This is a genomic window from Caballeronia sp., from assembly GCF_028292365.1.
Lineage (GTDB): Bacteria > Pseudomonadota > Gammaproteobacteria > Burkholderiales > Burkholderiaceae > Caballeronia.
In genome coordinates this window covers 1-2,849 of record NZ_JAQGMM010000116.1, presented here as the reverse complement: position 1 = coordinate 2,849, position 2,849 = coordinate 1, and the positions used below count along the sequence as shown (strand labels likewise).

Sequence of the window (2,849 nt, the reverse complement as noted above, 5' to 3'; positions counted from 1 at the left end):
GATCTGCTTGGTGTGCCGGCGATCAACCTGGCTGCGTCGCCGATCACGGACCTCAAGGTGCTGCCGAAGCGGGTGTTCGACCGCTTATTCGCTGCAGGCGTGCTGCTGTGCCTCGCGCCGCTGCTGATCGCGCTGGCGGTTGCAGTGAAGATGTCCTCGCCTGGCCCCGTGTTCTTCAAGCAGAAGCGCAAGGGTATCGATGGTTACGAGTTCGAGATCTACAAGTTTCGTTCGATGAAAGTGCACAAGGAAACGGCCGGCCACGTCACGCAGGCGAAGAAGGGCGACAAGCGCGTGACACGCGTGGGTGCGTTCCTGCGCAGGACCAGCCTGGACGAGTTGCCGCAGTTCATCAATGTGTTGAGAGGCGAGATGTCGGTGGTCGGTCCGCGCCCCCATGCGCTTGAACACGACGACATCTACAAGGACCTCGTAAAGGGGTACATGTACCGGTATCGCATCAAACCCGGCATCACCGGCTGGGCGCAAGTGAATGGTTTTCGCGGCGAGACCGACCGCATCGAAAAGATGATGGGGCGCGTGAAACTCGACCTGTACTACATGCAGCACTGGACCTTCGGACTCGACATGAAGATTGTTGCAATGACCTTGTGGAAGGGTTTCGCCGGCTCCAACGCTTACTAAGAATCATGCTTACTAAGAATGCTTTGAATAATTTGCCAACCCTGGAGCGCGTGCTATGAAACTGACCATCATCGGTAGCGGCTATGTAGGCCTCGTGACGGGCGCGTGTCTGGCCGATATCGGTAACGACGTGCTGTGCCTCGATCTCGACGAACGCAAGATCGCGATCCTGAACGGCGGCGGTGTGCCGATCCACGAGCCGGGTCTGCAAGAGGTGATCGCGCGCAATCGCGCGGCAGGACGCCTCCATTTTTCCACCGATGTCCAGGCTGCGGTCGAACACGGCGAAGTGCTGTTCATTGCGGTGGGCACACCCTCCGACGAGGACGGTTCCGCGGACCTGCAGTATGTGCTTGCGGCGGCGCGCGATATCGGCCGTTACATGAACAACTTCAAGGTCATCGTCGACAAGTCGACGGTGCCGGTCGGCACGGCGCGTCGCGTGAAAGCGGTGATCGATCAGGAACTCGCTACGCGTGGTGAGCAGCACATGTTCTCGGTTGTCTCGAACCCGGAGTTCCTGAAGGAAGGCGCGGCTATCGATGACTTCACGCGGCCCGACCGGATCGTGCTGGGCTGCGACGACGACGTACCCGGCGAACGCGCCCGCGAACGCATGAAGCGCCTGTATTCGCCGTTCAACCGCAATCACGAACGCACGCTTTACATGGACGTGCGCTCGGCCGAATTCACCAAGTACGCGGCCAACGCCATGCTCGCCACGCGTATCTCGTTCATGAACGAACTCGCAAATTTCGCGGATCGCGTGGGCGCGGATATTGAGGCGGTGCGTCGTGGTATTGGCTCTGATCCGCGCATTGGCTACGACTTCCTGTATGCGGGTTGCGGTTACGGCGGTTCATGCTTTCCGAAAGACGTGCGTTCGTTGATCCAGACGGCCGGCGAGTACGACGAGCAGATGGAAATCCTGAAGGCGGTGACGTCGGTGAACGAGGCGCAGAAACAAACGCTCGCCAACAAGATCGTGGCCCGCCTGGGCGATGATCTGAGCGGCAAGAAGTTCGCGCTTTGGGGCCTTGCTTTCAAGCCGAATACCGACGACATGCGCGATGCCCCGAGCCGGGTATTGATCGCGGCGCTGCTTGCGCGGGGCGCGTCGATCAGCGCCTATGATCCGGTCGCAACCGACGAAGCACGCCGCGTGATCGCGCTGGATCTGCGCGACACGCCTGCTTTGCTCGCTCGCCTCACGTATGCGAACGATCACACGGAAGCCCTTGATAACGCCGACGCATTGATCATCGTGACGGAATGGAAGGTGTTCAAGAGCCCGGACTTCGACGGCATGAAACGCCGCCTGAAGACTCCGCTGATTTTCGACGGCCGCAATCTTTATGAGCCGGAAACCATGAACGAGATTGGTGTGGAGTATCACGCGATCGGACGTGGCGTACGGCAATCGGTGAAGGCGCCGGTCACGGCCTGAACAGGCTGGCAAGGCAAGACCCCGCTGGTTACTAAAACAATATCGACACACCCAGGCGCTGCGAGCGCGGCTTCGGTTGAAGGACCCGATGCCGCGACTGCGCCGCTTTAACGGATACAACCCATGTTTCGACGCGTCTTGATTGTCTGCCATGCGAACGTCTGCCGAAGCCCTGCCGCGGAAATGCTGTTCCGCGCATACGCCGGCAAGCTCGCGGTGAACGACCCAAGACGCCCGATCGAATTTCGCTCCGCCGGCCTCTTCGCCGAAGAAGGCCGCGACATCGATCCAACGATGTCCCGCTTGCTGGCGGAGCGCGATGTCGATCCATCGGGACACTCAGCGCGCCGGCTCGACGAGTCCATGGCGCGTGCAGCCGAGTTGATTCTCGTACCTGAAAGGCAGCAGATTGCCGCCATTGAACAGTTGGCCCCGCACACACGCGGCAAGGTGCATCTGCTTGGCAAGTGGGAAGACTCTGAAGTGGCCGATCCATACGGCGGCCACGAAGTTGCCTATCGCGAGAGCTTCGGCTTAATTGAACGTCTGGTCCAGGGATGGCTGAATAAAATATGGTGAACCGGTCTCTAGTCTTATCTGTTTCCGTGGTCTTTTCGCTGGCGACCTTTTTGTCGGCTTGTGGCGCCTTGCCGGGTTACAACCTGAACACGTCGCGCCTGAACGATACGGACCCCACGCCGACCGCGACCTATCCCGTGCACCTGATCACGGCGGACGTGATCATGCAGCAAAACCG

The 2,849-nt window shown here is 59.9% G+C and carries 3 protein-coding genes; all 3 read left to right on the top strand.

All coding sequences use genetic code 11. The features are described 5' to 3' along the window. Positions 1–645: exopolysaccharide biosynthesis polyprenyl glycosylphosphotransferase (locus tag JWR14_RS07275; RefSeq protein ID WP_299703745.1), on the top strand; the 645-nt coding region annotated here is incomplete at its 5' end. A 55-nt stretch (positions 646–700) separates the two neighbouring features. Continuing rightward, positions 701–2,092 (top strand): UDP-glucose/GDP-mannose dehydrogenase family protein, encoded by a 1,392-nt coding sequence (locus JWR14_RS07270; protein ID WP_299703743.1) that lies wholly within the window; start codon positions 701–703, stop codon positions 2,090–2,092. Positions 2,093–2,215: 123 nt separating this feature from the next. Next, entirely contained in the window at positions 2,216–2,671 is a 456-nt protein-coding gene (locus tag JWR14_RS07265; protein WP_299703740.1) for a low molecular weight protein-tyrosine-phosphatase, read from the top strand. Positions 2,672–2,849: the final 178 nt, after the last annotated feature.

Excerpts from the sequence above, each read along its gene's own strand:
- JWR14_RS07265 (WP_299703740.1), top strand. The coding sequence starts at position 2,216 with ATGTTTCGACGCGTCTTGATTGTCTGCCATGCGAACGTCTGCCGAAGC.
- JWR14_RS07270 (WP_299703743.1), top strand. The coding sequence starts at position 701 with ATGAAACTGACCATCATCGGTAGCGGCTATGTAGGCCTCGTGACGGGC.